The following is a 21,586-nucleotide window of genomic DNA, read 5'->3' on the forward strand; positions in this document are numbered from 1 at the left end:
TAGTTTTGGTAGTATACTTGTTTTTTCTTTTTTTTTTTTTAAGCAAAAGGCGGAATACGAGATGTAGCTCTGTCTCGTGGGTCGGGGGATGTGTATAGGAGACAGGGTCTCGCTCATGCGGCTCAGCGTAGGGCGCGCCCGGGACCCCGTCACGAGGTCTCGGGCGCGTCGCCGGGGCCGCGGACCGGCGCCGAGCTGTGGGGCGCGGCTCGCACGCACCGCGCCCCGCCTGCTCACACCTCGGTGGAGGTGGCGGTGTCCAGGTTGCCGGTGGGCTCGTCCCCGAACACGACGCCCGGTCGGGTGAGCAGGGCGCGGGCGACGGCGACGCGCTGCTGCTGACCGCCCGAGAGCTCGTGCGGGCGGTGGCGCAGGCGGGTCAGGGCGGTGTCGTCCAGTCCTGTGATCTCCGTGCCGCCGATCCTCACGGAGCCCGAGGTCCGCGCGTCCAGCCCGGCCAGGCAGTGCAGGAGCGTCGACTTGCCCGACCCCGAGGGCCCCATGATCGCGGTGAACGCGCCCGAGGCGAAGTCCACGTCCACCCCGCGCAGGGCGTGCACCTGCGCGTCACCGCGCCCGTAGGCGCGGGTGAGGCCGCGGGCGCAGACGGCGGGCGCCGTCGTCGTGGTGGCGGACGACGACGGCGTGCCCGGCCCCGGCGCGACGGGGCCGGGGGTCGTGGGGGAGAAGGGGTGTGCGGGGGAAGAGGTGTCCATGGCGGCCACTCTCCCGCGCGGACCCGGCGGGGCGGATCGGAGGAGGGGACCACCTCCGCGGGCGGCGGGTCATGCCCGGGGATGAGGCGGGCCGGCGAGGCGTGGACCCGAGGGCGTCAGGTCCCCGCCGCCGGGCGGTGCGGGGTGGAGTGGGATGATGGGGACATGAGAGCCGACGCCCGCGCCAACCGCCAGGACCTGCTGGCGGCCGCCGGCCGTCTCATCGCCACCCAGGGGGCGGCGATGTCCCTGCGCGGGGTGGCGCAGGAGGCCGGGATCGGCGTGGGGACGCTGTACCGGCACTTCCCCACGCGTCGGGATCTGCTGGACGCCGTGCTCGAGGACGTCGTGGCCCGCACCGGGGGGATCCTGCAGGCCTTCCTCGACGGGGTGGGCGGGGACGGGCACGGCGGTGGGACCGAGGCGCGGTGGCGGAGGCTCGCGGAGGACCTGGGGGCCGTGAACCTGGCCTCGCTCGCGGCGGCCCGGGACGACTTCGACCCCGCCGACCGGCCGCCCGAGGCCCTCATCGCCGAGGCCGAGCGTGTGATCCTCGAGCTCGCGGACCAGGTGGTGGCCGAGGCGCGGCGGGCCGGGCTCGTGGGCCCGGACGTGACCGGGGCGGACTACCTGTTCGGCCTGCTCATGGTCACCCGGTCGCCGGAGTGCGCGCTGCTGGGCCACGGCCCGGACCAGCGGGGCTGGCTGCTGGACACGTACCTGCGCGGCCTGCGGCCCTGAGGGCGCGGCCGGGTCAGTCGCCCGGGGCGTCGTCCTCCAGGACGGGGCGGGCGGTGGCCCACGCGACGGCGCCGGCGAGCAGGCCGGCGCCCGCGGTGAGCGCCAGGCGGAGCAGCCCCTCGACCCCCGTGAACAGGCTCAGGCCCAGCATCACGACGGCGGCCGTCACCAGCGCCACGAAGAAGGCCACGCATTCACTGTCCCGCTGCGCCTGCTCGGCGGCTGGGTCGGAGGCGCGGGACGTCGTCGGGGTGGGGTGGTCCAGGATGCTGCCGGTCATGGTGCCTCTCCTCCAGTGCGCGTCGGGCCGGGGCGGCCATCGGCGCGTGCACCCCGGCGGCGGACCCGCTGCGGGGCCTGCGTCCAGCATCGCGGAGGGGGTGGGCGCACCGGCAGGGCCATGAGGATGAACCTCGGGGCGTCCGACTCATACCCAGGTATGACCTGTGATTGCACTGTCAGGTGCCTGGGGAGAGGCTCAGGGAAGGGCTCCGCCGCCCCGGCCGGCCGTCGAGGCCGGCCGTCGAGGCCCGCAGACACGCCGCTACGACGACGGCGTAGCGGCGTGTCTGCGGGCCTCGACGAGGGGTGGGGCGGGGGCTGGAGCAGGGGCTGAAGCGGGGGCGTGCCGGAACGGCGGGTCAGAACTGCACGAGACCCGCGCGGTGGGCGATGAGCACGGCCTGCACGCGGTCGCGGGCGCCGAGCTTGGCCAGCACCCGGCCCACGTGCGTCTTCACTGTGGCCTCGGAGAGCACGAGCTCGGCGGCGATCTCCAGATTCGCGGCGCCCTGCGCCATGAGCACCAGCACCTCGCGCTCGCGCGGGGTCAGCGACGCCACGGCCGCCTGCTGCTCCTCGCACTCCGCGCTGCGGACCTGGTCCGAGCGCAGGCGCGGGGCCATGTGCGCCATGAGCCGGCGCGTCGTGGACGGGGCGATCACGGCGTCGCCCCGGTGCACCGTGCGGATCGCGGCGAGCAGCTCCTCGGGCGGGGCGTCCTTGAGCAGGAAGCCGCTGGCGCCCGCCTCGATCGCGTCGAACGCGTATTCGTCCAGGTCGAAGGTGGTCAGCACCACGACGCGCGGGGCGTCCGGCCGGCGCAGCAGCGCGCGGGTGGCCTCGATGCCGTCCATCTCCGGCATGCGCACGTCCATCAGCACGACGTCGGCGCCCGCCACGGACACCGACGCCACCGCCTCGCGCCCGCTGCCCGCCTCCGCCACGACCGTCAGGTCCGGCTGCGAGTCCACGAGCATGGCCAGCCCGGAGCGGATCAGTGCCTGGTCGTCCACCAGGGCCACGCGGACGGGGGCGGTCTCCTCGGAGCTCATGGGGTCATCCTCTCAAGTCGGGCGGGGGCGGCCACCCCTCACACCGCCGAGTACGGCAGGTGGGCGGACACGCGGTACCCGGTCCCGACGCGCGGCCCCGTCTCGAGCGTCCCGCCGAACAGGGCCGTCCGCTCGGCGGCCCCCCGCAGACCCTGGCCGCTGCCCCGGGTGGCGGGGTCGGCGGCGGCGCCGCGGCCGTCGTCGTCGATCTGCAGGTCCAGGCCGCGCGCCGTCCAGGCGAGCGTGACGAACGCGTCCGCGTCCGGCCCGCCGTGGCGCAGCGTGTTGGTCAGCGCCTCCTGCACGATCCGGTACGCGGCCAGCTCGCCGCCCGCCGGCAGCGCACGGCGGGGCGTGCCGGTCTCCAGCAGGGACACCTCGAGTCCGGACAGCCGCATCGTCTCCACGAGCGCGGGCAGGTCCGCGAGCCGCGGCTGGGGTCGGCGGCCCGGGGGCAGGCGGGCGCCGCGGCCGTCGGGGGAGGCGTCGGCGGCGGGCCGCCGGGCGTCGTCGTCCGTCACGCCGGGCACCCCGGCCACGGTCTCGCCGGTCTCGCGGAGCACGCCGAGCAGCTGGCGCATGTCCGCGAGCGCGGAGCGGCCGGTCTGGCCGATGGTCTCGAGCGCGGTGACCGCGAGCGCGGGCTTGGCGGCGGCGGCGTACCGGGCGCCGTCGGCCTGGGAGATGATCACCTGCAGGGAGTGGGCGACGATGTCGTGCATCTCGCGGGCGATGTGGCTGCGCTCGTCGGCGGCGGCGAGCTCGCGCTCCTGCCGGGACTGCACCTCGAGACGGTGGGCGCGGTCCTCGAGGGCGCGCACGGCGAGGCGGCGGTTGCGCACGACGTCGCCGAACGCCCACGCGGTGAGCACCACGAGCCCGCAGCCGATCGCCATGATGACCATGGCCAGCGGCTCCGCGGGGGAGCGGACGGTGAGGCCGTCGGGGGTGACGAACTGCGCCGGGAACAGCCACACCTTCACCCCGTTGGCCACGCCGCCGACCAGCCCCAGGAGGAGCCCGGCCACGGAGACGCTCCGGGGCGCGTTTGCAGCGAGGTTGTAGACGGTGAGCGGCACCATCAGCAGGGACAGGCTGAACTCGGGCCCGGCGAGCAGGTGCAGGACGGCCGCGGCCGTCACGACGGCGGCCGAGGCCACCGGGCGCACCCGACGCACGGCCCACGGCAGGACCATGCCGGCCCCGGCCAGGAGGGAGACGGCCGTCTGCCGGCCCTGGGGGTCCGGGGCGACCATCGGCCCGAGCGCGATCCACGGCAGCGCCACGAGCACGGTGAACAGTGCCGCGGCGGCCATCACGTCGGTGCGCACGGGGTGCAGGCGCGTCCACTGGTCGAGGCGGCGCAGGGGGTTCACGCGGGCCAGCCTAGGCCGCAGGCCGAGGGGCCGGCGTCAGTCCGCGGGATGATCCGGGACGGTCCTCAGGGCGCGAGGGAGGCGAGGACGTCGGCGGCCGGCGCCTCACGGACCCGGTGCGCCTCGGTGCCGGCCCACAGGTGGACGCGTTCGAGGTCGCCGACGGCCGCGGCGGCGGCGCGCAGCCCCTTCGTCAGGACGTTGACCTCGGGGTACGCGGCGGGGGCGTCCGGGTGCTCCGCCATGAACGCGGTGGCCAGCGACCGCGCCCACCGCCCCGTGTAGGCGCGGGTCAGGGCGGTGCGGGCCCGGCCGTCGTCGGCGGAGAAGCGTGTCCCGGCCGCACACGCCGCGACGGCGGCCCGGTGCGCCGCCGAGGTGCCCGCCTCCGGGGTGAGGAGGAACGCGGTGCCGGCCGCGACGGCGTCCGCGCCGGCGGTGAGCAGGGCGCGCACGTCCTCGGCGGTGCCCACGCCGCCCGCGGCCACCACGGGCATGGCGCTCGCGGCCCCCGTCCCGACGACGTCGCGCACCGCCGCCAGCACCGTCGGCATCTCGGCGCGGGTCGGCTCCGCGGCCGGGTCCGACGTGCCCCGGTGCCCGCCGGCGCGGTGGCCCTGCACCACGAGGAACGCGGCCCCGTGGTCGAGGGCGGCCCGCGCCTCGGTCGCGTCCGTCACGGTGGCTCCGGCCGGGATACCCGCGGCGGCCAGCCGGGCGAACACGTCGGCGGCCGGCAGGCCGAACGTGAAGGAGACCAGCGGCCACGCCTGCTCCTCGGCGGCGGTGAGCAGGGCGTCGAAGTCGGCCCGTTCGGCGTCCGGGTCCGGGACGACGTCCGCGGCGGTGGGCAGGCCGGCGGCGCCGTCGGCCGTCAGGCCCGCCCGGTACGCGGCGACGGCCGCCGTCCGCGCCGACCGTGCGGCCGCGGTGCGTGCGGCGGCGGGGATCGCCGTGTTCACCGCGTCCGGGACGAACAGGTTCACGCCCCAGCGGTCCGGCCCCTCCGCGCCCAGCAGCGCGCGCAGCGCGTCCACCTGCGCGCGCATCTGCACGGCCGTCCGCATGCCGCCGGCGAGGAACCCGCCGCCGCCGGCGCCCACGACGGCGGCCACCAGCTCCGGGGTCGAGGGGCCGCCGGCCATCGGGGCCACCGCCACGGGCACGGGCGGGATCAGGCGGGCGCGGGTGACGTCGTCGTGGGATGGCTGCGTCATGACCCCCAGCGTAGGGGGAGGGCCCGGACCCGCCCCGCGCCTACAGTGGGGCGGGGTACACGAGGAGAGGGAGGTGCGTCGTGGAGGTGCTGCTCGCGCTCTCGCCCATCCTGCTCACCCTCGTGCTGCTGCTCACCCGGCTGCCCGCGTGGGTGGCCCCGGCGGCCGGGACGGCCGTGGCCGTGCTGCTGGCCCTCACGGCCTTCGGCGTGGCCCCGGGCGACCTGGGCGGCGCGATCGGCGCCGGCGTGCCCACGCTGCTCGAGATCCTGGCGATCATCGCCGGCGGCATCACCCTGTCCCGCGTCATGGAGTACTCGGGCGGGCACGCGCGCCTGGCCGCGTGGCTCTCGGCGGGCAACGGCCCGACGATCGCGACCGCGCTGCTCATGGTGCACGGCGTCATCCCGTTCCTCGAGACCGTGACCGGGTTCGGCGTCTCCCTGATCGTGGGCGTGCCGCTGCTGCTGGGTCTGGGCTACACGGCGTTCCGGTCCGCGCTGATCTCCATCCTCGCGCTCACGATCGGGCCGTGGGGGTCCATGGCGCCGGGCACGCTCATGGGCGCCCGCCTGTTCGGCCTGGACTTCCGGGAGATCGGGGTCACCGCGGCGGTGTTCAACCTGCCGGCCTGCCTGGTGGCGGGCGTGACCACGGTGCTGCTCCTGCGCGGGGCGCGCGGCATGCGGGTCGACGTCGGCCCGGCCCGCACGCTGCCCTGGCTCGGCATCGCCGTGCTCTCCGGGGTCGCCCAGTGGGCGCTGATCCTGGGGGCGAACCTCGTGGTCGGCACCGCGCCGGCGGGCGCCGTCGCCACGTTCGTGCTCACCGTGGCCTGGCTCCTCGTGATCCGCGGCGGCCGGCTGCTGCCCGGGCCGGGGCGGGACGTGGTGCCGTACCTGACGCTCATGGCCGGCACCGTGCTGGGCACCACCGTGAAGGGCGCGTTCGGACTCGAGGGGGCGGCGGCCCTCGTGGGGACGCCGGCGCTGTGGGCGTTCGTGGCGGTGGGCGTGGGCGTGCAGCTGCTCCACCTCGACGCCGCCGCCCGCCGCCGCGTCCCCCGCGAGGCCGGGAAGCTGTGGGTGGGCACCGCCATCCCCAACGCGCTCTACGTGGCGTTCGGGCTCATCCTCTCCGCCGGCGGGGTCTCGCAGGCGCTCGCGGGCGCGCTCAGCGGGATGGGGGAGTCCTACCTGGTGGCGATGCCGTTCCTCGGCGCGTTCGCCGGCTTCATCACGGCCTCGAACACCGGGGCCATGGCCCTGATCGGCCCCCTGCAGATGGACACGGGCGCCGCCCTGGGCGTCCCCCCGCCCTGGTCCAACGGCCTGCACAACGCGGCCGCCGGCTGGGGCATCGTCGCCGGGCCCGCCCGCATCCAGGTGGCCCACGGCATGGCCGCGGGGGCGCAGTCGCCGCACATGCCCGGCTGGGCCGTGACGCGGCGGAACCTGTTCGTGGTGCTGCTGCCGGCCATGCTCGCCGGGATCCTCGGCATGGCCGTGATGGGCTGGTTCCTGCTGCCGCGGTGACGCGCGGGGGGTGGAGCGGGGCCCGGGTGGGGCGGCCCGGTTCCGTGGGCGGAAGCGGCAGGCCAGAGCGTTCCGTGGGCAGAAGTGCCCTCTCTTCTGCCCACGGAGGCGACGGGGTTGTGGGTTCTGCCCACGGAGGCGATGGGGTTGTGGGTTCTGCCCACGAAGGCGATGGGGTTGCGGGGTCTGCCCACGGAGGCGCCGGGACTGCGGTGGCCGGCCGGGCGGGGTGGCCAGCCGGATCCGCCCCGAGGCGGGGGCCGACGTCGACCTTCGGCGGACGCGCGGCGGCCTGTGCGCCGCCTAGGCTGGACGCCATGATCCGAGTAGTCGTGGCCGACGACCAGGCGTTGATGCGCACCGCCCTCGAGCACTTCGTGGCCCAGGCCGAGGACCTCGAGGTGGTCGGCTCCGCCGAGGACGGGGTCCAGGCCCTCGAGGCGGCCCGCACGCTGGCCCCCGACGTCGTGCTGATGGACATGCAGATGCCCCGCATGGACGGCGTCGAGGCCACCGCGCGCATCTCCGCCGAGGCCCCGGGCGTGCGCGTCCTGGCGATCACCACCTTCTCCTCCGAGCAGTACCTCGTGCCCGCCCTGCGCGCCGGCGCCGCAGGCTACCTCGTGAAGGACGCACCGCCGGCCGAGGTCGTGGACGCCATCCGCCGCGTCCACGCCGGGGACGCCGTGTTCTCCGCCCGCGTGGCCGCGGACCTGGTGGAGGCCGTCACCGCGGCCCCCGAGCACGCCGACCCCTGCCCGGCCGAGCCCCTCGCCCCGCACGAGCGCCTCACCGAGCGCGAGCTGGACGTGGTCCGCGAGCTCGCCAAGGGCGCCTCCAACGCGGAGATCGCCGGCGCCCTGTTCCTCGCGGAGGCCACGGTGAAGTCCCACATCGGCAAGGTCCTGGACAAGTGGCAGGTCCGTGACCGCGTGCAGATCCTCATCCGCGCCGCCCGCGCGGGCCTCGTGGACATCGGATGAGCATCGCGGCGCCCGCCCCGGCTCGGACGACGACGGCGACGTCGCGCCCGCCCGCCGAGTCTCCCCTGGACTCCCGCCTGCCCGCGATCCTGCGCACGGAACCCGTCTCCCGGCACATGCGGATCGTCCTCTACGTGATCGTCGGGCTCATGGTGCTGGGGGAGATCCTCACCCTGGTGCTGGGGCCCACGGTGGCCGCCGGGCTGAGCGCTGACCCCGAACTCGCGGGCATCCTCGAGGAGGACGGCGGGCTGACGGGTGAGGGGCGGGAGCCGCTCCTGCGCTGGGTCCTGTTCCTGGCGAGCGTGCTGGTCACGCTGCTGTTCGGGTGGCAGCCCACCCTCGCGGCGGTGTTCGTGCTGCTCGGGAGCACGTTCGGTCTGGTGGGCCTCGTGGAGGCGGACCACGCGCACCTCACCCCGCAGGCGTTCAGTGGCGGGGTCGTCCTGGGCGCGGCCATGGTGACGCGGTACTCGCACCGGGTGTTCGTCTGGTTCGCCCTGGGCGCCCTCATCCTGCTCACCGTCGCGGGCGAGGTCCTCACCGACGGCACGTGGGCGGACGAGGACAGCCTCAAGGGCGTCATGGTCATCACGCTCATCGTCGCGCTGTGCGTGGCGGTGCCGGCCTTCATGATCCGCCGATCCCGGCATCGGGCCCGGGACCGCGAGGCGGCCCTGCGCCGGGCCGAGGAGGCCGCCGCCTGCGCCGCGGAGGCGGAGCGGCAGCGGATCGCGGCGGAGCTGCACGACGTCGTCGCGCACGGGCTCACCGTGATCTCGATGCAGGCCGCCATGCTGCCCACCCAGAAGGACCCGGAGAAGCGGGCCGCCGCGGAGAAGGCCATCGAGCAGGCCGCCCGGCAGTCCCTCGTGGACCTGCGCCGCATGCTCACCGCGCTGCGCGGCTCCTCCCGCAACGCGCAGACGGCGGAGGGGGACGCCGTCGTGGACCTGCCGGCCCGCCTCGACGAGTTCGAGGCCCAGCTGCACGCGGCCGGGTTCGCGGTCGAGCGCTCGCTGACCGAGCTGGACGAGCTGCCGCGCTCCCTGGAGCTGACCGTGCTGCGTGTGGTGCAGGAGTCGGTGACGAACATCCTCAAGCACGCCCCGCGCCGCGGCACGGTGCGCCTGACCTCGCAGCTCGAGGGCGCGGACCGCCTCGTGCTGTGCATCGCCAGCCCCATGGACGAGGGCGAGCCCCGCCGCGACCGCGTGGTGGTCGCGATGGCCAGCGGCTTCGGCCTGGCCGGCATGCGCGAGCGCGTGGCCGTGTTCGGCGGCACCCTCACGGCCGGCCCGCTGGGCGGCTGCTGGGTGGTCCGCGCCGAGCTGCCGCTGCGCTGAGCCGGGGCGGCAGCCGCGTCCTCCCGCGTCCTCCCGCGTCCGGGGGCGAAAGTGGGCGGTATCCGCGCGGGATACCGCCCACTTTCGCCCCCAAAGGGACGGGGTGGGGTGGCCGACGACGGCGGCCCTCAGCCCAGCGGGACCGTCAGCTTCTCGCCGGGGGACAGGGTGTGCTCGCGGCCGGCGATGATCATCGGCACGTCGTGCCACATGCCCTCGCCCGCGGCCACCGTCACCTCCCGCTGGGTCATCTGGATGACCACGGGCTGCTGGCGGAACCGGATGGTGAACCGGGCGCCGGGCAGCTGGGCGGGCATGCGGGGGTGCAGCCGGACGACGTCGTCGCGCGTCTCGAGGCCCGCGTAGCAGCGGATCACCGTGTCCACGGTGCCCGCCATCAGGCCCAGGTGGATGCCCTCCTTGGTGGTGCCGCCCTGCGTGTCCGAGAGGTCCGACTCGAGGGCCTCCGTGAACAGGTCCCACGAGCGGTCCGGGTCCGTGCGGGCCGCCACCCACGCGTGCACCAGCCGGGAGAGCGTGGAGCCGTGCGTCGAGCGGGCCTCGTAGTAGGTGACCATCCGCTCGAACGCCTCCTGCGGCAGCTCGTAGCCCATGCGGCGCAGGATCCGGTCCAGCTCCTCGGCGGAGAACAGGTAGCCGAGCATGAGGGTGTCGGCCTGCTTGGAGAGCTTGTACCGGTTGGTGGCGTCGCCCTCGGCCTGCAGGATCAGGTCCATGCGGCCGATGTTCCCGTACTTGGCGCGGTAGGCCTCCCAGTCGAACTCGAGCAGGTCCTGGTAGCCCTCGAACTGGGCGAGGATGCCGGCCTCCTCGCCCTCCTCGAAGAACGGCACGGTCAGGCGGGTGCTGACCTCCTCCCAGCGCTCGATCTCCTCCTCGGAGATCTCCATGAGCTCGGGCAGGCCGTCGTCGATCGTGTCCAGCCAGCGGACCAGGCGGGCGGTCTCCGCGAGCACCCACGAGGTCAGCACGTTCGTGTACGCGTTGTTGCGCAGGCCGGAGCCGGGGGTCTCGGGATAGCCGTCGTGGAACTCGTCCGGGCCCATGACGCCGTGGATCTCGTAGCGGTCCGTGACGGCGTTGTGCAGGGTCATGGACATGAAGAACCGGGAGATCTCCACGAGCATCTCCGCGCCGTAGTCCGAGATGAAGGACGTGTCCTTCGTGATCTCGATGTACCGCAGCACCGAGTAGGCGATGTCCAGGGAGACGTGCCGCTGGTTGTGGGAGTTGTCCGGCATCCACATGCGCGAGCGCGGGTTCCACAGCTCGGTGGGCGTCTCCTCGGAGCCGTCCGCCCCGGACTGCCACGGGTACATGGCACCGGCCCAGCCCTCGGCCTGGGCGTTGGCGCGGGCCTCGTTGAGACGCCGGTAGCGGTACATCAGCAGGCCCCGGGTGATCTCGGGGCGGCGCAGCGTGAGCATCGGGTAGACGTAGATCTCGTCCCAGAAGATGTGGCCGCGGTAGCCCTCGCCGTGCAGGCCGCGTGCCCCCACGGAGGCGTCCAGGTCCCGGCGGCGGCCGTAGGCCGTCTGGAGCACGTGGAACGTGTGCAGGTTCAGGGCGAGCTGCTGGCGCAGCGACGCGCCGTCCTTGCCCATCGGGACCGCGGACCCCACCGGGGCCGAGTGGCCGGCGTCGACGACGGGCGGCGCGTATTCGCCGCCGGCCTCCGCCGCCGTGGAGCGGCGCTGATGCCGGTACGGCTCGGCCAGGTCGATGCGCACGGAGAACCGGTCCCAGTTGGTGCCCCAGCGCTGCTCGTGCAGGGTCAGCAGGTTGCGGAAGTTCTGGGCGCGCTGGACGTCCTTCACCGCCGACTCCCACACGGAGGCGTTGGCGTGGTCGTGGCTCGTGGCGACGGCGGCGATCTTCTCCAGCACGAGCGGCACGCCCTCGTCCACGTGGAGGAGGATGTCCTGGCCGACCACCAGGTCCGAGCCGTCCACGGGGCGGCGGATGGGCTCGTGGTGGCCCACCGGCGCCACCTGGCGGGTGCGGGTGGCCATGGCCACGTGGATGCCGGACTGGTTGGTGGCGGTCTCGAGCAGGACGGTCTCGCCGTCGATCTCCCGGGCCTGGACCGGCTCGAGGTGCTGGTTGGCGAGGGTGCGGTCGTCGGAGACGTTGAGGTTGGCCACGCGGCCCTCGATCTTCGAGCGCACCGTGAGGTCCCCGGACCAGTTCTCCGCCACCACGGTCAGCTCGATCGCGGCGAGGTGCCGGTTGGCCAGCGAGGTGAACTGCCGGGTGTGGACCGTGGTGCGCCGGCCCTGCTCGTCCTCGAAGGTCATGGTGCGGGAGAGCACGCCGCGGCGCAGGTCCATCTCCTGGCCGTACTCCACGAGGTTCTCCTCGCCCGGCAGCAGCGGGCGGCCGTGGCGCGGGGTCACCACGAGCGGGGTCCAGTCCTGGATGTTGACCATGTGCTCGGTCTCCACGACCCGGCCCTGGACCATCGAGGTCAGCCGGTTGAACACCCCGGCCATGTAGGTGCCGGGGTAGTGGACGGAGGAGATGTGCGTGCCGGGCACAGCGCCGCGGGTGCCCCAGTACCCGTTGGCCAGGGTGCACAGCACCTCGCGCGTGCCCTCGGAGGCCGGGTCGAAGCGGTCCCAGCGCAGCACCCACGCGGGGTCGAACGGGGTGGTGGTGCGGTCCTCCAGATGCAGGGTCCCGTAGTCCTGGACCACCAGGTGGGCGCCGGCCGCCTTGAGTCGGCCCTTGCCGAGCTCGGGCTCGCGGTCCACGCCGATCACGAGGCCGAAGCGGCCGTCCGAGGCGGCCTTCACGCCGGAGACGGCGTCCTCGAGGACCATCGCGTCCGCGACGTCGACGCCCAGCTCGCGGGCGGCCTCCCAGAACATCGCCGGGTCCGGCTTGCCCGGCAGCCCGCGCTCGACGGCGGTGTTCCCGTCCACGATCACGGGGAAGAAGTCCAGCACGCCGCCGGCCGTGAGCACGGCGCGGGAGTTCTTGGAGCTGGTGACCAGTGCGACCGGCACACCCTTGGCCCGCAGCCGCTCGAGGAGGTCCTGGGCCTCCGGGAACACGCGGACGCCGTCGCGCTCGAGGACCTGCTCGAAGTAGCCCTGCTTGCGCTCGGCGAGGGCGAGGACCGTCAGCTCCGGGGCCGCGTCCGCCTCGGGGGCGTCGGCCTCCGGGACCTGCAGGCCGCGGGAGGCGAAGAACGTGCGGACTCCGTCCTCGCGGGGGCGCCCGTCCACGTGGTGCAGGTAGTCGGCGGCGGCGTCGAAGGGACGCAGCACGTCCGGGTCCGCGGCGACGACGGCGGCGTTGGCGGGCAGCGCGCCCACGGCGGGCAGCGCCCCGTCGAAGAGCTCCTTCCACGCCTGCGCGTGCACGCCGGCGGTGTCCGTGATGACCCCGTCCATGTCGAAGATGACGGCGCGGTAGCGGCGGAGCCGGTGGCGGCGGGCGTTCAGGTCCTGCGGAGCGGCGGGGGTGAGCGTCTGCGACATGGGAACCAGCCTACGGGCGGGGAAGTGGGGCCGCACGGGGAGTGCCGCGGCGATGTTCACCGCAGCGAGCGCGCCGTCGTTCCGGCCGACCGCACCGCAGCGACATCACAGCGGTTCTCAGCTGCGGTGATGTCGCTGCGGCGCGGTGGGTTCCGGGAATAGGGTCGTGCCGACGGGGCGGACATGTGCCCCCGCGCGCCGGAAGCGTGGCCCGGGAACGAGCAGGACACACTCGGCGGAGATGGCCGGGGGGCGGAGGGCTCATGAACTGGATGAGGAGCAAGTGATAGATGCGAAGCCGACGCGGTTGCGGAAGAAGGCGACGCGGGAGGAGATCCTGGCGAGTCTGCCGGTGCAGGCGCGGGTGCGTCCGGCGCGGTGGCTGTTCCTGTGGCTGATCGTCGTGGTGTGCATCGCGGTGTTCGTGTGGGTGATCTTCCGGCCGCCGGAGGATGTCTCGGCCGGGTTCGGGGTGTGGCGTGTGGCGTCGTTCATCGGGTTGGCGCTGGCGTTGGCGGTGCTTCCCGCCGCGACGATGGGTCTGTTCCGGCCTCGGCATGTCACGTTCGATGAGCGGCGGGTGTGGACGCGGGATTGGTCGGTGGACTGGGTCGACGTGCAGGAGGTGGGTGGTGCCGGGGCGCAGGCGGAGCACACCTTCCAGCTGTGTCTGTTCGTCGGCAAGAAGCTGTGGAATGAGGGGGGTCTGCGGAAGGCCAACCGGTGGGACTCGGGGCGGCCCCTCCAGGCCGGTGGCCTCACGAACCCGCAGCCCTGCGTGCGGACGCAGGCGGCTCTGGCGCCCTCGATGAACACGCTGTTCGACGTGTTCGACGAGTTGAAGAAGCGGAACCGCCGGGCGGGGAGCCCGCGGTGACGCGCCCCGGCTTCCGTCACCGCCGGGTCAGCAGCGTGAGCACCTCCGCGTGCCGGGTCTGGGGGAACATGTCGAACACCTGCACCCGCGCCACCCGATAGCTCGGCATCCGGGCCAGGTCCTGCGCGAGCGTCGCCGGGTTGCAACTGGAGTACAGCACGGTGGACACGCCCGAGTCCTCCAGCGCGTCGGCCAGCTCGGCGCCGATGCCCCGCCGCGGCGGATTCACGACGACGGCGTCCGGGCGGGCCCGCCGTTTCTCGAACGAAAGCGCCTCCGGAGCCCGCCGTTTCTCGAACGAAAGCGCGGAGGTGGCGTCGCCGGCGGAGAAGCGCACCCGGTCGGCCAGGCCGAGCTCCGCGGCCGTCTCCCGGGCCGCGGCCACCGCCTCGGCGGAGGACTCCATGCCCCACACGTCCCGCACGCCGGCCCGGGCCAGGTGGAACGCGAACCCGCCCACCCCGCAGTACAGGTCCCACGCCGACGCCGGCACACCGCCCTCGGCGACCCACGCCGCCGCCGTCGCGTACAGCCCCTCGGTCACCGCGGTGTTCGTCTGGAAGAACCCCTGCGGGCGCAGCCGCAGGCCGATCCCGTTCAGTTCCATCCGCAGGGTCGGCCCGCCGGCGAGCACGATCTCCTCGTCGCCCTCGGGCAGGGCCACGTGCTCGGGCAGCAGGTTCGCGCTCACCACGGCGGCGGGTGTCCCGCGCGCCGCGAGGTCATCCAGCAGCCCCGGGACCGCCGCGCGCAGCGCGTCCAGCCGGTCGGCGGAGCGCAGCACGAACCGGACCATCGCCTCCCGGTCGGGGGAGAGCGTCACGATCACGTTCTTCAGCTCACCCGTGCGGGCGGCCACGTCGTACGGCTCCAGCCCGGCCGCAGTCACCGCCGCCGCGCATGCCTCGAACACGCCCTCCATGCCGACCTCGTACAGGCCGCAGTCGCGCAGGTCCACGCCGGCGCCGTCGTGATGGCGGGGGTGCTGCCGCGGGTCCAGGATGCCCAGCCGCGGCGCCGCCGCCGACCCCGTGACCACGAGCTTCGCCTTGTTCCGGAACCCCGCCTCCGCGGAGGCGAACGGCTCGGCTACGACCGTGTCCGCGTCGACGGCGTCCGCCAGCGCGGCCAGGACCGCGGCCTGCTTGTCCGCGAGCTGCCGGGCGTACGGCACGCCCATCAGCGGGCAGGAATGGCACTCGCCGACGTCGAAGTGGGGGCACTGCACGGGCGTCGCCTCAGCCCTCGAGGCTGACCCGCAGGCCGGGCCGGTCCAGGCGGATCGCGAGCTGCTCGAGGGCCAGCTCGGCGACCGCGGCCAGGTCCGCGTCCACGTCCATCACCATGCCGGTGAGCACGGGCAGGGCGGACTCGAGGTCCTCGGGGCGGGCGAGGGCGCCCAGCGCGGACGCGGCCGACGCGCGGACCCCCGGGTCCGGGTCGGCGCAGCCGGCCCGCACCGCGTCCACGAGGGCGCGGTCGACGGCGGCGTCGCGGCGCAGCGAACCGGCCCGGGAGGCGAGCACGAGGTGGGCCGCCGAGCGGACGTCCGCCTCGGGGGCGGTGAGCGCCCCGGTCAGGGCGGGCAGCGCGCTGCGGTGCCACGCGTGCATCAGAGCCAGGGCGCCGGCCGCGGCGGGGCTGAGGTCGCCGTCGTCGCCGGTCAGGGCGCGGGCGGCGCCTGAGGTGACGTCATCGGGGGTGGCCGCGCCGGTCATCAGGCGCACCGCCAGCCCGGCGACGGCGGCCTCCCCGCGCTCGGCGACGGCGGCCTCGGTGCGGCGGCGCAGGCGGTCGTGCGGGGTCTGGGGCTCCGCGGGCAGGGGGAGACGGTCGAAGGCGGTCATGGGTCCATTCTCCCCCGTGCGCGGACCCGCCTGGGGCGCGGCCGAGAGGTTCCCCGCAGACTCCTGGACGGGGCGTGACCGGCCGCACAGGGCCCGGACTCGGGTGATACGTTCGACGGCATGAGACCACCCGGAGCCCTCGCCCTCGAATTCCGGGCGGACAGCTTCGATCATCCCACCGGCCTGGTGGACGCCGGCACCGTCATCTCCTGGATCGAGAAGGCCGGCTACGCCGTCGCGGCGAGCTGGGCCGGGACGTTCGTGCGTGCCCGCTACATGGGGCACACCCAGTTCCGGCACCCCGTGCCGGTGGACCGCCGTGCCGTGGTGCAGGCGCGCGTGGTCCACACGGACGGCGCCGAGGTGCACGTCCAGACCCGTCTGCTGCTGCCGGAGATCCGCGACGACGACGGCGACCCCGTGGTCGCCACCTCGTCCCTCGTGGTCTACGCCGCGGAGGAGGGCGGGGTGCGGGTGACCGTGCCGGTCTGGGAGCCCTCGACCCCCGGCCAGATCGAGCGCGACGAACAGGCCCGCCGCTCCACCGTGGCCCGCCGCGCCGTCGAGCGTGGCATGGCCCGACTGCCGTTCCCCGCGCCCGGGGAGGCCCCCGAGGAGATGAGCACCCTCGCGTTCCTGGCCCCCAACGCGGAGGCCACCGTGGGCGGCACCATCAACGCGGGCGCGATCCTGCGCTGGGTGGACGAGGCGGCCGCCGTCTGCGCCGCCCGCTGGACCGGCCATGAATCCGTGGTCGCGGTGTTCGGCGGCGGCGTGCGCTTCGTGCGGAACATCCACGTGGGCGACCTCGTGCGCGTGGAGGCCCTCCTGGTGAACACCACGGAGCGGTCCATGCATGTGGCGCTGCGCGTCTACGCGAGCCGACGCACCGGGGCGGAGTCCCGCCTGGTGGCGCACTCGATCGCCGTCATGGTGGACGTCTCCGCGGAGGACCAGGCCCAGCGGGTGCGGCAGTACGTCCCTGAGAGCGAGAGCGCCCGGCGGCTGCAGGAGACGGCGATCGAACTCGTGCGCATGCGCTCCGAGGTGAGCGCGGCCTGGACCGAGATGCGCCGCGCGACCCATCCGCGCTGACGGGGCCCTGAGTAGACTGAGCGAATGCGTCGACCGTCCCTGCCGTCCCTGTCCCGCCTGCCGGTCCGTCGTCTCCTCCGGGGAGCGGCCGTGGCCGCGGGCGTCGGTCTCGTGGGACTGCCGCTGACGGTCGCCGCCGGGCTCACCGGCGTGGACATGGTCAAGCGTGGGGGCCGAGTGCGCCGACCCGCGCCGAACCCCGGCGTGTTCGACGCCCACGTGGAGGGCTCCGAGCTGCGCATCTTCACCTCGGGCGAGGACCTCTACAAGGAGATGATCGCCGCGATCGACGGAGCGCAGCGGATCATCAAGTTCGAGACCTTCATCTGGAAGGGCGACCCCACGGGCCAGCGGTTCATGGACGCCTTCAACCGGGCGGCCGCGCGCGGCGTGGAGGTCTACGTCTCCTATGACGGGTTCGGGAACCTCGTGGTCCCGCCCCGCTTCTACCGTCAGCTGGACCCGCGCATCCACGTGTTCCGGCTGCCGGCCTTCGCCCGCCCGATCTGGCGAGGCGTGGTCCGGCACAGCGGGTTCAACCACTCGAAGATCATGGTGGTGGACGACGAGGTCGGCTTCGCCGGCGGCTTCAACATCGGCGACGACTACGCCCGCCTGTGGCGGGACACCCACGTGCGTGAGCGCGGCCCGGCGGTGTGGGCGCTGGGCCAGTCGATCTCCATCAAGTGGAACGCCCACCACCGCGCGGGCGAGCAGATGTCCTGGCGCCCCCCGGACACGTGGGACCCGCGCGTCACCGTGGCCGCGAACCAGCCGCCGCTCCTGGTCTACCCGATCCGGCTGAGCTACCTCGACGCCATCCAGCGGGCGCAGCACCGCATCCTCATCAACACGCCGTACTTCATCCCGGACCAGCAGGTCCTCGAGGCGCTGCTGCACGCGGCCCGGCGCGGGGTGGACGTGCAGGTGATGGTGCCGGAGGACTCCAACCACATCGTGGCGGACTGGGCCTCGCGCGGCTTCTTCGGGAAGATGCTCGAGGCCGGCATCACGATCCTGCTGTACAGGGCCAGCATGATCCACGCGAAGACCGCCACCGTGGACGGCATCTGGTCCACCGTGGGCTCGGCCAACGTCGACCGCCTCTCCCTGGGCTTCAACTACGAGTCCAACGTGGTGGTCGTGGACCGCGACTTCGCCGCCCGGATGGAGGAGATCTTCGCTCTCGACGCCCAGCGGGCCGTCCGGATCGACACCCCGCGCTGGGAGGACCGTCACGGCCTCGCCCGCGTGGTCGAGGCCCTGCTGGTACCACTGCGTCCCCTGCTCTGAGGACCCCGGGCGCTGAGCCAGACGTTTCTGCAGTTCTGACGCCCGATCCGCAGCGGAATCATCTGGCTCACGCCCCCCGCCGCGTGAGCCAGACGTTTCTGCCGTTCTGACGCCCGATCCGCAGCGGAATCATCTGGCTCACGCCCCCTGGCGACGTCTCCCGACCGTGCCGTCCCTTCCCGTCGCCGCCCGGGCTCACCCTCTCTCTTGCATACCCCTGGGGGTATACCCTACGCTCGTTCTCGACATACCCCAGGGGGTATCGGATGGACATCGAGACCCCCCGACCCGGAGGAGAACCATGCTGCTCGAGCGCATCTACGACGAGGACCTCGCCCAGGCCAGCTACGTGATCGGCTGCCAGGCGAAGAACGAGGCGATGGTGGTGGACCCCCGCCGCGACATCCAGGTGTACCTGGACCTGGCCGCCAAGAACGGCATGACCATCACCCACGTGACCGAGACCCACATCCACGCGGACTACCTCTCCGGCACCCGCGAGCTGGCCCACGCCACCGGCGCCCAGATCCACCTGTCCGGCGAGGGCGGCGAGGACTGGGCCTACGGCTTCGAGGGCAACCTCCTCAAGGACGGCGACACGGTGACGCTCGGCAACATCACCGTCGAGGCCGTGCACACCCCGGGCCACACCCCCGAGCACCTGTCCTTCCTCGTCACCGACGGCGCCTTCGCGGACGCCCCGGGCTACATGCTCACCGGCGACTTCGTGTTCTCCGGCGACCTCGGCCGCCCGGACCTGCTGGACGAGGCCGCCGGCGGCGTCGACACCCGCTTCGAGGGCGCCCAGCAGCTCTTCGCCTCCCTCAAGGCGAAGTTCCTGACCCTCCCGGACCACGTGCAGGTGTTCCCGGCCCACGGCGCCGGCTCCGCCTGCGGCAAGGCACTCGGCGCGCTGCCCTCCACCACGGTCGGCTACGAGCGCAAGTACGCGTGGTGGTCCGACTACCTGAAGAACGACGACGAGCAGGGCTTCATCGACGAGCTGCTCGACGGCCAGCCCGACGCCCACGCCTACTTCGCCCGCATGAAGCGCCAGAACAAGCAGGGGCCAGCCATCCTGGGCGAGCTGCCCGAGCTCGAGGAGCTGGACGCCGGGGGCGTGCAGGCGACGCTCGCCGAGGGCGCCGTGTTCGCGGACACCCGCGGTGTGGACGAGATCCTCGCCGGCACCGTGCCGGGCGCGCTGGCCTTTCCGTCCCGCGGCAAGGTCGCCACGCACGCCGGCTGGGCCTACGACCCGGAGAGCGACGACGCCGCCCTCGTCCTGCTCGCCGAGGACCGCGAGGACGCGCACACGATGCGCGACCACATGATCCGCGTGGGCGTCGACGCCGCCGCCGCGTTCACCACCTCCGTGGACGGCCTCACGTTGGAGCCGGTGCCCACCGTGCAGGCCGACGAGCTGCGGTCCCGCATCGAGGCCGGCGAGGTCGGCGCGGAGCAGGACACCGTGCTGGTGGACGTGCGCAACAAGACCGAGTTCTCCCACGGCACCGTGGCGGACGCCCGGCAGCTGAACGCCGGCAAGGTGCTCTTCCACCAGGAGGAGCTGCCGAAGGACAAGACCCTGGTGACCTTCTGCCAGTCCGGCCTGCGCAACATCGTGGCCGCCCAGGCGCTGCGCCGCGCCGGGTTCGACGTGATCGAGCTCGAGGGCAGCTACGCCGCCTGGCAGCAGTCCTGACACACCCCCAGACCAACCCCGAGGAGCCCCTCCCATGAGCGTCACCCTGTCCCCCGTCGCCCCGCGCGACCTGAAGGCCGAGCTGGCCGCCCGCCCCGACGCCGTCGTGCTGGACGTGCGCACCCCCGGCGAGTTCGAGACCGAGCACATCGCCGGCTCCTACAACGTGCCGCTGGACCTGCTCCAGGAGCACGCGGACGAGGTCGCCGCCCGCCTGGACGGCACCGCGGTGCTCGTCTGCCAGTCCGGCAGCCGGGCCGGCACCGCCCAGGACCGTCTGGCCCAGGCCGGCTTCACCTCCGCGCGCGTCCTGCAGGGCGGCATCTCCGCCTACGCCGAGGCCGGCGGCGAGGTCGTCCGCAGCGGCAACCGCTGGTCCATGGACCGTCAGGTCCGCATGACCGCCGGGTCCATCGCGCTGGTCGGGGCCGTGGCCTCCCAGGTCGGCTCGAAGCGGTTCGGCCTCATCCCCGCCGCGATCGGCGCGGGCCTGTCCTTCTCCGCCGTGTCCAACACGTGCGCCATGGCGTCCGTGCTGGCCAAGATGCCGTGGAACCGCCCCGCGCAGGAGCGCTCCGCGGGCGACGTGATCGGCCGCATCCCCACCGGCGCGGGGAAGCGGAGCTGACCCGTGATGTGGATCGTCCTCGCCCTGGCCCTCGTGGTCGGCCTGCTGCTCGGCCTCATGGGTGGCGGCGGGTCGATCCTGATGGTGCCCCTGCTGACGTACGTGGCCGGCCTCGAGCCGAAGCAGGCCATCGCGGGCTCCCTGTTCGTGGTGGGTGTGACCTCGCTGGTCTCAGTGCTGCTGCACTCGCGGCACGGCACCGTCCGGTGGCGCACCGGCCTGATCTTCGGCGCGGCCTCGATGGTGGGTGCCCTCCTGGGCGGCGTCGTCGGCGGCTTCCTGCCGGGGACCCTGCTGCTGATCGCCTTCGCGGTGATGATGCTCTTCACGGCGTGGGCCATGATCCGGCCCAAGAAGACGCAGCCGGCGGCCGCCCCCTCAGTGGAGGCCTCGGCTGACGTCGAGCCCCGCCGCCACCCGCTCGGGAAGATCCTGCTGGAGGGCGTCGTCGTCGGCTTCGTCACGGGCATCGTCGGCGCCGGCGGCGGGTTCCTCGTGGTCCCTGCGCTGGTCCTGCTCGGCGGCCTGCCGATGTCCGCTGCGGTGGGCACGTCCCTGCTGGTGATCGCCATGAAGTCCTTCGCGGGCCTCGGCGGCTACCTGACCAGCGTGACGCTGCCGTGGGACCTGCTGCTGTGGGTCACCGGTGTGGCCGTGGTCGGTGCGCTGATCGGCGTTCCGCTCATGAAGCGGGTCCCGGAGAAGGCGCTGAAGAAGGGCTTCGGCTGGTTCGTGCTGGCCATGGGCCTGGTGATCCTCGTCCGGGAGCTCATCGGTCTCCTCGTGTGACATCCGGCGACGTCGCCGGATACCCCTGGGGATATGATTCCCCTCCCCGCCACCGTGACAAAGGAGGTCGCCGTGCGCACCGCCGACGCCGAGACCCAGCGCAAGATCCTCAACCGCCTCAAGCGGGCCCGCGGCCAGCTGGACGCCGTCATCCGCGAGGTCGAGGGCGAGGGTCGCTGCAAGGACGTGGTCACGCAGCTCTCCGCCGTCTCCACCGCGCTGGATCGCGCCGGCTTCGCGGTCGTCTCATCCGCCATGCAGTATTGCCTCGCCGACCCCGAGAAGGCGGAGGACGAGGAGAAGCTCACCGTCGCCGAGCTCGAGAAGCTCTTCATGACCCTGGCCTGACCGGCCACCCCGAAGCCCCCTCGCCGAAAGGATCCCTCATGTGCCGTCCGGCGCGCTGACCCGTCTGCCGCAGGGCCACCTGGGCCGGATGCGGCCGGCACGTCGAGTCCCTCAAGGCCGTCGTCCCCGCGGCGCAGTGGTGCGATGGCCGTCACCCTGATGCCGAGCGCGACGCAGCCCGCGCGGGCCGTGCCGGGGCCGCAAGGTTCTTCGCGAGGCTCTTCGGGCGCTGAGCCAGGCGTTCCGGGGG

18 protein-coding genes and 1 pseudogene are annotated in these 21,586 nt (G+C 73.8%); 11 read left to right on the forward strand and 8 right to left on the reverse strand.

The annotated features are described in order from the left end of the window. Nucleotides 1-236: 236 nt before the first annotated feature. Nucleotides 237-716 (reverse strand): annotated as a pseudogene (locus FLM69_RS07160) (ABC transporter ATP-binding protein); the annotation flags it as partial. A gap of 165 nt (nt 717-881) precedes the next feature. Here FLM69_RS07160 and FLM69_RS07165 point away from each other — a divergent pair. Then, nucleotides 882-1,457, forward strand: a complete 576-nt coding sequence (locus FLM69_RS07165) for a TetR/AcrR family transcriptional regulator (protein ID WP_041105146.1) — start codon at nt 882-884, stop codon at nt 1,455-1,457. Nucleotides 1,458-1,470: 13 nt separating this feature from the next. On the opposite strand, the gene FLM69_RS07170 is transcribed toward FLM69_RS07165, so the two are convergent. The 4 genes from FLM69_RS07170 to FLM69_RS07185 form a co-directional block, all read right to left on the reverse strand. Further along, nucleotides 1,471-1,737, reverse strand: coding sequence for a hypothetical protein (locus FLM69_RS07170; RefSeq protein WP_020625619.1), 267 nt, complete (start codon nt 1,735-1,737; stop codon nt 1,471-1,473). Between the two features lie 361 nt (nt 1,738-2,098). Next, nucleotides 2,099-2,791 carry a response regulator transcription factor gene (locus FLM69_RS07175; RefSeq protein WP_141843661.1) on the reverse strand — a complete coding sequence of 231 codons (693 nt, stop codon included), beginning with the start codon at nt 2,789-2,791 and terminating at the stop codon, nt 2,099-2,101. 38 nt (nt 2,792-2,829) lie between these two features. Continuing rightward, a complete protein-coding gene (locus FLM69_RS07180; protein ID WP_036382376.1) occupies nt 2,830-4,167 on the reverse strand; it encodes a sensor histidine kinase in 1,338 nt (445 codons plus the stop codon). Between the two features lie 65 nt (nt 4,168-4,232). Continuing rightward, nucleotides 4,233-5,384 carry a nitronate monooxygenase family protein gene (locus FLM69_RS07185; protein WP_141843663.1) on the reverse strand — a complete coding sequence of 384 codons (1,152 nt, stop codon included), beginning with the start codon at nt 5,382-5,384 and terminating at the stop codon, nt 4,233-4,235. Nucleotides 5,385-5,464: 80 nt separating this feature from the next. On the opposite strand from FLM69_RS07185, the gene FLM69_RS07190 reads away from it, so the two are divergent. From FLM69_RS07190 to FLM69_RS07200, 3 genes are all read left to right on the forward strand, one after another. Continuing rightward, entirely contained in the window at nt 5,465-6,919 is a 1,455-nt protein-coding gene (locus FLM69_RS07190; protein WP_141843665.1) for an L-lactate permease, read from the forward strand. Nucleotides 6,920-7,236: 317 nt separating this feature from the next. Beyond that, the gene (locus tag FLM69_RS07195; protein WP_036382382.1) at nt 7,237-7,902 is read left to right on the forward strand and encodes a response regulator transcription factor; all 666 of its coding nucleotides are present in this window, start codon (nt 7,237-7,239) and stop codon (nt 7,900-7,902) included. Beyond that, the gene (locus tag FLM69_RS07200; protein WP_052007003.1) at nt 7,899-9,248 is read left to right on the forward strand and encodes a sensor histidine kinase; all 1,350 of its coding nucleotides are present in this window, start codon (nt 7,899-7,901) and stop codon (nt 9,246-9,248) included. Before FLM69_RS07195 ends, FLM69_RS07200 begins: the two co-directional genes overlap by 4 nt. Before the next feature lie 128 nt (nt 9,249-9,376). Here the strand turns inward: FLM69_RS07200 and FLM69_RS07205 are convergent, their stop codons facing one another. Further along, on the reverse strand, nt 9,377-12,754 hold the full coding sequence (locus tag FLM69_RS07205; protein ID WP_141843667.1) for a beta-phosphoglucomutase family hydrolase: 3,378 nt from the start codon (nt 12,752-12,754) through the stop codon (nt 9,377-9,379). Nucleotides 12,755-13,037: 283 nt separating this feature from the next. On the opposite strand from FLM69_RS07205, the gene FLM69_RS07210 reads away from it, so the two are divergent. Further along, nucleotides 13,038-13,631 carry a hypothetical protein gene (locus FLM69_RS07210; RefSeq protein ID WP_255502756.1) on the forward strand — a complete coding sequence of 198 codons (594 nt, stop codon included), beginning with the start codon at nt 13,038-13,040 and terminating at the stop codon, nt 13,629-13,631. 16 nt (nt 13,632-13,647) lie between these two features. On the opposite strand, the gene rlmC is transcribed toward FLM69_RS07210, so the two are convergent. Next, entirely contained in the window at nt 13,648-14,859 is a 1,212-nt protein-coding gene (gene rlmC, locus FLM69_RS07215; RefSeq protein ID WP_141843671.1) for a 23S rRNA (uracil(747)-C(5))-methyltransferase RlmC, read from the reverse strand. Between the two features lie 10 nt (nt 14,860-14,869). Then, nucleotides 14,870-15,478 (reverse strand): HEAT repeat domain-containing protein, encoded by a 609-nt coding sequence (locus tag FLM69_RS07220; protein ID WP_141843673.1) that lies wholly within the window; start codon nt 15,476-15,478, stop codon nt 14,870-14,872. A 120-nt stretch (nt 15,479-15,598) separates the two neighbouring features. Here FLM69_RS07220 and FLM69_RS07225 point away from each other — a divergent pair, with 120 nt between their 5' ends. From FLM69_RS07225 to FLM69_RS07250, 6 genes are all read left to right on the forward strand, one after another. Next, entirely contained in the window at nt 15,599-16,573 is a 975-nt protein-coding gene (locus tag FLM69_RS07225) for an acyl-CoA thioesterase (RefSeq protein ID WP_141843675.1), read from the forward strand. Between the two features lie 24 nt (nt 16,574-16,597). Continuing rightward, nucleotides 16,598-17,866 (forward strand): phosphatidylserine/phosphatidylglycerophosphate/cardiolipin synthase family protein, encoded by a 1,269-nt coding sequence (locus FLM69_RS07230; RefSeq protein WP_036316196.1) that lies wholly within the window; start codon nt 16,598-16,600, stop codon nt 17,864-17,866. A 301-nt stretch (nt 17,867-18,167) separates the two neighbouring features. Continuing rightward, a complete protein-coding gene (locus FLM69_RS07235) occupies nt 18,168-19,571 on the forward strand; it encodes an MBL fold metallo-hydrolase (RefSeq protein WP_036384546.1) in 1,404 nt (467 codons plus the stop codon). 34 nt (nt 19,572-19,605) lie between these two features. Then, entirely contained in the window at nt 19,606-20,199 is a 594-nt protein-coding gene (locus FLM69_RS07240) for a rhodanese-like domain-containing protein (RefSeq protein ID WP_052007121.1), read from the forward strand. 6 nt (nt 20,200-20,205) lie between these two features. Continuing rightward, complete coding sequence (locus FLM69_RS07245; RefSeq protein WP_080696032.1) at nt 20,206-20,988, forward strand: sulfite exporter TauE/SafE family protein; 783 nt, start codon at nt 20,206-20,208, stop codon at nt 20,986-20,988. A gap of 72 nt (nt 20,989-21,060) precedes the next feature. Then, complete coding sequence (locus tag FLM69_RS07250; protein WP_044659303.1) at nt 21,061-21,336, forward strand: metal-sensitive transcriptional regulator; 276 nt, start codon at nt 21,061-21,063, stop codon at nt 21,334-21,336. Nucleotides 21,337-21,586: the final 250 nt, after the last annotated feature.

The organism is Micrococcus sp. R8502A1 (genome assembly GCF_006704135.1).
GTDB classification, from domain to species: domain Bacteria; phylum Actinomycetota; class Actinomycetes; order Actinomycetales; family Micrococcaceae; genus Micrococcus; species Micrococcus luteus.

Bases quoted from the DNA above. Each gene is read 5' to 3' on its own strand.
- FLM69_RS07165 (WP_041105146.1), top strand. From the start codon at position 882: ATGAGAGCCGACGCCCGCGCCAACCGCCAGGACCTGCTGGCGGCCGCC.
- FLM69_RS07170 (WP_020625619.1), bottom strand. From the start codon at position 1,737: ATGACCGGCAGCATCCTGGACCACCCCACCCCGACGACGTCCCGCGCC.
- FLM69_RS07175 (WP_141843661.1), bottom strand. From the start codon at position 2,791: ATGAGCTCCGAGGAGACCGCCCCCGTCCGCGTGGCCCTGGTGGACGAC.
- FLM69_RS07185 (WP_141843663.1), bottom strand. From the start codon at position 5,384: ATGACGCAGCCATCCCACGACGACGTCACCCGCGCCCGCCTGATCCCG.
- FLM69_RS07195 (WP_036382382.1), top strand. From the start codon at position 7,237: ATGATCCGAGTAGTCGTGGCCGACGACCAGGCGTTGATGCGCACCGCC.
- FLM69_RS07200 (WP_052007003.1), top strand. From the start codon at position 7,899: ATGAGCATCGCGGCGCCCGCCCCGGCTCGGACGACGACGGCGACGTCG.
- FLM69_RS07205 (WP_141843667.1), bottom strand. From the start codon at position 12,754: ATGTCGCAGACGCTCACCCCCGCCGCTCCGCAGGACCTGAACGCCCGC.
- FLM69_RS07220 (WP_141843673.1), bottom strand. From the start codon at position 15,478: ATGACCGCCTTCGACCGTCTCCCCCTGCCCGCGGAGCCCCAGACCCCG.
- FLM69_RS07225 (WP_141843675.1), top strand. From the start codon at position 15,599: ATGAGACCACCCGGAGCCCTCGCCCTCGAATTCCGGGCGGACAGCTTC.
- FLM69_RS07230 (WP_036316196.1), top strand. From the start codon at position 16,598: ATGCGTCGACCGTCCCTGCCGTCCCTGTCCCGCCTGCCGGTCCGTCGT.
- FLM69_RS07235 (WP_036384546.1), top strand. From the start codon at position 18,168: ATGCTGCTCGAGCGCATCTACGACGAGGACCTCGCCCAGGCCAGCTAC.
- FLM69_RS07240 (WP_052007121.1), top strand. From the start codon at position 19,606: ATGAGCGTCACCCTGTCCCCCGTCGCCCCGCGCGACCTGAAGGCCGAG.
- FLM69_RS07245 (WP_080696032.1), top strand. From the start codon at position 20,206: ATGTGGATCGTCCTCGCCCTGGCCCTCGTGGTCGGCCTGCTGCTCGGC.